Annotated in this window: 6 protein-coding genes and 1 pseudogene; 6 read left to right on the top strand and 1 reads right to left on the bottom strand. The window is 39.4% G+C overall.

Going from position 1 to position 5,178, the window contains the following annotated elements:
• Positions 1–548, top strand: a pseudogene (locus Q0212_RS14080) (hypothetical protein); the annotation flags it as partial.
• A 31-nt stretch (positions 549–579) separates the two neighbouring features.
• Here the strand turns inward: Q0212_RS14080 and Q0212_RS14075 are convergent.
• Positions 580–2,025 carry a M48 family metalloprotease gene (locus Q0212_RS14075; RefSeq protein WP_297926599.1) on the bottom strand — a complete coding sequence of 482 codons (1,446 nt, stop codon included), beginning with the start codon at positions 2,023–2,025 and terminating at the stop codon, positions 580–582.
• Positions 2,026–2,079: 54 nt separating this feature from the next.
• On the opposite strand from Q0212_RS14075, the gene Q0212_RS14070 reads away from it, so the two are divergent.
• From Q0212_RS14070 to Q0212_RS14050, 5 genes are all read left to right on the top strand, one after another.
• Positions 2,080–2,301 carry a sulfurtransferase TusA family protein gene (locus tag Q0212_RS14070; RefSeq protein ID WP_297926597.1) on the top strand — a complete coding sequence of 74 codons (222 nt, stop codon included), beginning with the start codon at positions 2,080–2,082 and terminating at the stop codon, positions 2,299–2,301.
• A gap of 110 nt (positions 2,302–2,411) precedes the next feature.
• Entirely contained in the window at positions 2,412–3,509 is a 1,098-nt protein-coding gene (gene pheA / locus Q0212_RS14065) for a prephenate dehydratase (RefSeq protein WP_297926595.1), read from the top strand.
• A 108-nt stretch (positions 3,510–3,617) separates the two neighbouring features.
• On the top strand, positions 3,618–4,721 hold the full coding sequence (hisC, locus tag Q0212_RS14060; RefSeq protein WP_297926593.1) for a histidinol-phosphate transaminase: 1,104 nt from the start codon (positions 3,618–3,620) through the stop codon (positions 4,719–4,721).
• A gap of 1 nt (position 4,722) precedes the next feature.
• Positions 4,723–4,956, top strand: coding sequence for a DUF4160 domain-containing protein (locus Q0212_RS14055; RefSeq protein WP_297926591.1), 234 nt, complete (start codon positions 4,723–4,725; stop codon positions 4,954–4,956).
• Positions 4,934–5,178: DUF2442 domain-containing protein (locus tag Q0212_RS14050; protein WP_297926589.1), on the top strand; the 245-nt coding region annotated here is incomplete at its 3' end. The genes Q0212_RS14055 and Q0212_RS14050, both read left to right, overlap by 23 nt.

The following is a 5,178-nucleotide window of genomic DNA, read 5'->3' as shown; positions in this document are numbered from 1 at the left end:
CTCCTGCTGGCTCTTTTCAGCATATAGGCACCAAAGTTGATGGTTCTTTTAAAGATTTTTTATACGAAGTGTCTTTTGCCCAACAATCTGAATTTGCAGACGCAACCCCTGTAGGTACACCAGATGCCAATTATATGGATTTGCAACTTGGTTATAACTTAGGGCCAGTCACTGTTAAAGTGCAACAAGAAGTTTTAGAAGCTGGTTTTAAAACGCCACTCGCGACCTTACATGCCTTTAATGGTTGGGCAGATAAATTTTTGGCAACTCCAGTTAAAGGTTTAGAAGACACCAATTTAAAGCTATTAGCTAAATACGCAGGCTATAACTTTGTATTGGCTGGTCATAGTTTTAAAACGGATACCGATAGTATTGCTTTAGGTACTGAGCTAAATTTTTCTGTTGCTAAAAACATCAACAAAAATTTATCTGTGATGTTAAAAGGCGCAATGTATGAAGCTGATACTGATGCCAAAAAATTGACAACAGATGCAGGGCTTAAAACCGATACTAAAAAAGGTTGGGTACAAGCCGTTTATAAGTTTTAAGCTTGGCTAAATAAAATAGAGGCGTTAGCCTCTATTTTATTTTTTTAGAGACTTCTTTAGTTTGCTCAAAAACTAACTGTCGTTGTTTAATTTTGGCTAATAAAGGATAGTTGTTGGTTGCGAGTTTTTTGGCCTGTTCTAAATCACTGATTGCTTTATCATAACTACCTAATAAAAAAGCAAATTCCGCTCTTGCTCTAAGCAGTTGTAAACCCTCTTTTTGTGCTTGATAACATTCTACTAAGCTTTGCCAAACTTCGGGGTCATTAGCACGTTCATAACTTAAACTGCTTAACCACTGAATCGCCTGTGTATAGGCTTGAGCTTTAATGGCGGCTTTAGCGGCATACATTTTCAGTGTTTGGTTTTGTGGGTTAATTAATAGCGCATCTTCTAAAATTTTTACTGCGTTTTGTGCTTGTTGATTGGCAAGCTCAATATCTGCTTGAGCAATAATATAATCAATACGCTGTGGTGAAATGGTGCGTAGTTGTGTGGCAACCTGTCGAGCTTGGCTAAATTGCTCATTATTTAACAAGGTAAACAAAATAGATAATAAGGTGGGTTCGTGTTTAGGATTGTTATTAAGTTTTTGCTGTAATACGGCAAGATTGTCAGCTTGTCGGCCATCAATAATCGCTAATAAACGGCGGCGAATTAATTGATAATCCAAACTATCGACTTTGCCTTTGTTCGGATATTGTTGACTGCGTAGAGTGCTATCGGCATTACGTTCTTGGCTAGAAGGATGCGTTAATAAAAAGCTCGGCATTAAACCGACTTGTCGAGCTTGACGATCCATCTTGCTAAAAAAATCAGCCATTGCTTGAGGATTAAAGCCTGCATTGGTTAAGGTTTGAATACCAACATGGTCTGCTTCACGTTCATGTAACCGACTGTAGCTGAGTTGCTTATCAATAAGCGCGGCTTGAGCGGATAAACCGACTGCCAAACCTGCATCATTATTACTGCTGTTAGCAGCAAGAGCGATACTCGCCAATAATGCCCCTAAATATAACCATTGATCGCCAGCTTGAGCTTGTTGACTACGAGTGTAATGATGTAAGTCTAAATGAGCGAGTTCGTGAGCTAAAACGGCGGCTACTTCGGCCTCATTATCCGCATATAACAATAAACCTGCATTAATACCAATTACACCTCCTGCAACCGCAAAAGCATTAATATTTCTATCAGGTAGCACGACAATATCAAGATTGGTATGTTTACTTTGTGCAGCAAATGCTAAGCGATAGCAAAGATTTTCTAAATAATCATGAATCAGAGGATCACTTAAAATAGCGGTACTCGCTCTTAATTCGCGTAAAAATTGTTGGCCTAGCTGGTCTTCTTGTTGTTTATTAACACTAAATGCACCTAAATCGGGTAATACCGATTCGGTATTGGTATCGGCAATGAGCAAACTACTGGCGAATAAATTCCACAAAATAAAGCTAGTTTGGCAAAATTGACGTATCATAAAATCAAATTCTTTAGAAATAGGTCTTAAAGTTTGTTGAGCATAGGGTAAATAATGAATCAACTTGATGCACGAGGGTTACGCTGTCCGATGCCCTTATTAAAATTAAAGCAAAGTTTACACCAAATGAATGCAGGGGAAGTGTTAACAGTGATGACTACTGACCCTATTTCACAGCGTGATTTTGTTGTTTTTTTGCGACAAAGCCCGCATCAGTTATTAAGTATGCACCAAGAACAAGACGTTTTTTATTTTCAAATAGAAAAAGCGAGATAAAACAGTCTCAACTGTGTAAAATACTTAGGACTTACGTATTTTGCCAAAATAAGCGATAACTGCGTAAGTCCATAATTATCTTTAGTTTTTTAGCCATTAAGCACTGTGCCATGACACAACATACACTCCCTACATTACCAGAACTTCGTCAAAAAATTGATGCTTTAGACGAACAAATTCAATTATTAATCAATCAACGTGCTGTTTGTGCCCAACAAGTAGCCGACGTTAAAAAAGCCGAAGACCCAACCATTACCAGCTTTTATCGTCCTGAGCGTGAAGCCCAAGTATTGCAAATGGTCATGCAGCGTAATCAAGGCCCGTTAGCAGGCGAAACTGTTGCTCGGTTGTTTCGTGAAATTATGTCGGCGTGTTTGGCCTTAGAATCACCACTCAATATTGCTTTTTTAGGGCCAAACGGCACGTTTACCCATGCCGCCGCGCTCAAGCATTTTGGTCATGCAGCCATTACTCAACCTATTTCAACGATTGATGAAGTGTTCCGTGAAGTTGAAGCGGGCAGTGTGAATTATGGTGTGGTGCCAGTTGAAAATTCGTCTGAAGGCGTGGTTAACCATACTTTAGATTGTTTTATGGCTTCGTCTTTAAAAATTATTGGTGAAGTAGAATTACGCATTCATCAAAACTTATTAGTGGCGCAAGGCACAGAAATTAAAAACATTTCGCGCATTTATTCCCACCAACAATCTTTAGCGCAATGTCGCAAATGGTTAGATGCACACTTTCCAAAAGTGGAACGGGTGGCGGTGTCAAGTAATGCCGAAGCTGCACGGATGGTCAAAAATGAATGGCACTCAGCCGCCATTGCGGGTGAAACTGCCGCTGAGCTTTACGGCTTGAATATTTTGCATGCTAATATTGAAGATAATCCTAATAACACCACACGTTTCCTAATTATTGGTACAGAAGAAGTGCCCGCCAGTGGTGATGATAAAACCTCATTAATCATTGCCGCGCATAACGAAGCGGGGGCGTTGTATCATATTTTAGAGCCATTCTATCGCCATAATATTTCCTTAACACGCATTGAAACACGTCCAGCACAAAATGATATTTGGTCGTATGTGTTTTTTATTGATTTTGAAGGTCATCAACAACAACCCCATGTAAAAGTGGTTTTAGATGAAATTAAGGCACGTGTCAGGGAAATGCGTATTTTAGGTTCGTATCCTAAAGCAGTGCTGTAGCTTCGACTCCGCTCAGCTACCATGACCCTGCTCAGCTACTTTTAGCAACAAAAATTCTCTCTCCCCTTGTAGGAGAGGGAACATTAGATAAAAACTCGGAAGTTCATCATGTCTTGTGATTTTATTGCGTTGGCTAATCAAGGTGTACAAAAGTTATCACCCTATCAAACCGGTAAACCGATTGACGAATTAAAACGTGAATTAGGTTTAGACGATATTATTAAATTAGCCAGTAACGAGAATCCATTAGGTTGTTCACCATTGGCGATAGCCGCCATTCAAGCCGAACTCAAACAAGTCTCACTCTATCCAGATGGTAATGGTTTTAACTTAAAACAAGCCATTCAGCAAAAATTTGGTTTTGAGCTAAATTGTATTACCTTGGGTAATGGCTCAAATGACATTTTAGAGTTGGTTGCCAGAGCTTATATTGCTCAAGGTGAAAGTGCTGTTTATAGCCAACATGCATTTGCCGTGTATCCTTTAGCGGTGCAAGCAGTGGGTGGGATAGGTATTGAAGTCCCAGCCAAAAATTTTGGTCATGATTTAGAGGCCATGGCGGCGGCTATTCAAGCGAATACCAAGGTTGTGTTTATTGCCAATCCAAACAACCCAACAGGCACATGGTTTGAGCGTCACGAATTTGAACAATTTATGGCACAAGTCCCAGCCCATGTTTTAGTCGTATTAGACGAAGCCTATGTCGAATATGTCACTGATGCAGGTTTTATTAATGGCTTTGATTACGTTAAGCAATATGCCAATTTAATTGTCAGTCGTACTTTTTCTAAGGCCTATGGTTTAGCATCGTTACGTGTAGGTTATGCGATCGCTTCGGCTGATGTGACCAATATTTTAAACCGTGTTCGCCAACCGTTTAATGTGAATAGTTTTGCTTTAGCGGCTGCAACTGCGGCTTTGCAAGATGAAAGCTTTGTTAAGCAAAGCCGTGAGTTAAATAGTGCAGGTATGGCACAGTTGGAACAAGGTTTAAGCGCATTAGGTTTAGGCTTTATTCCGTCTAAAGGTAATTTTATTGCCTTTGATACAGGTCGTCCATGTTTGCCAGTTTTTCAAGCCCTGTTACAACAAGGGGTGATTGTTAGACCGATTGCTAACTATGGGTTGCCAAACTATTTAAGGGTCAGTATTGGTTTAGAAAGTGAAAATGCTCGCTTTTTGGCGGCTTTAAAACAAGTGTTGGCGGTTTAACGTGCCAACTTTGTTATTAGTAGATGGTTTTCGTTTTTTCTTTTATGCTAACGAACATGAGCCTAAACACGTTCATGTTGTTAAAGGTGATGATTTTGTCAAAATAGAGTTGGCGACACTCAAAGTGAGTCAAAACTATATGAAGCCAAAAGATTTAAAACAGGCTCTATTATTAGTTGAAAAACATCGTCAGCAATTTGAGAGGCAATGGGATGAATACTTTAGTCAAAGGTAAATCGGTACATTTTGATGACCGTTATCTTCATGTTGAATTAGAAGATGGTCGAATCATTTCAACACCCATGTCTTGGTATAAAGAATTGCAAGAAGCTAACTTTAAACAACTCATGGATTATGTATTTATTTGTCGTGCGACAGGCATAGAGTGGCCAACCTTAGATTATCAATTAAGCATAGAAAGTATGTTGTTAGGTCAACATCAACAGCAGGCAGCATA

Origin of the sequence: uncultured Agitococcus sp. (genome assembly GCF_937920075.1) — a bacterium.
Classification (GTDB): domain Bacteria; phylum Pseudomonadota; class Gammaproteobacteria; order Pseudomonadales; family Moraxellaceae; genus Agitococcus.
The sequence above is the reverse complement of the archived record's forward strand: the minus strand, read 5'-3'. Positions and strand labels throughout refer to the sequence as shown.